Origin of the sequence: Massilia genomosp. 1, assembly GCF_011682185.1 — a bacterium.
GTDB classification, from domain to species: domain Bacteria; phylum Pseudomonadota; class Gammaproteobacteria; order Burkholderiales; family Burkholderiaceae_D; genus Telluria_A; species Telluria_A rubra.
Genome location: NZ_WHJF01000357.1, coordinates 1 through 609 on the forward strand (window position 1 = coordinate 1; position 609 = coordinate 609).

Consider the following 609-nt stretch of genomic DNA (forward strand, 5'->3'; position numbering starts at 1 on the left):
CCAGAATGCGTGTCTAGGGAAATTTGCAACAATACCGGGGCGGCATCTGAATTTAGCTGCTTCAAGCTGTTGATTCGACTAGGGAAAGTGGCGAAATTTAGGAAAGTGCGCGTCGGGTGGGCGGTATATCCAGAGCGATCCGATCGGCCTTAAAGGTGGCATAAATACTCACGGATATGTTGGCGGTAATCCTATTAGTAATATCGACCCGCTTGGGCTTGCTTGCACGATGGCCGGCCCAGTAATCGTCTGCAGAAATACGCCGCCAGTTGATCCCTTTAACCCAAATTTTCCGTCACAAAGTCCAAGAATGTCGGACCTTTTCAAACCGGATCCAAACCTTCCTACATGGGACTGGCCCGACTGGGCTTATGCTGCTGCTGGGGAGCCACCCGGTGACGCTGCTGATCCGAATGGAGCAAAGGCGCCCGGTAAACCAGGCTCTGCAGAGGGGTTTTGTGAGCCAAAGAAGGGGCCTAAATGGGCTCTATGCCGTTTTGAGTGGAACTGGACAGCCGGCACGGTAGATGGTAGATCGCAACGGAGCGGCGGCTGGTTGTAGTGGATTGGCCGGAAGGTTTTTAAACTTGGACATGCGAAGGTAGGCGA

The 609-nt window shown here is 53.2% G+C and carries 1 protein-coding gene; it reads left to right on the top strand.

The window, feature by feature from the left end; translation table 11 throughout:
• Positions 1-127 precede the first annotated feature (127 nt).
• Complete coding sequence (locus tag F1735_RS38010) at positions 128-562, top strand: hypothetical protein (protein WP_373888635.1); 435 nt, start codon at positions 128-130, stop codon at positions 560-562.
• The last annotated feature ends 47 nt before the right edge of the window (positions 563-609 follow it).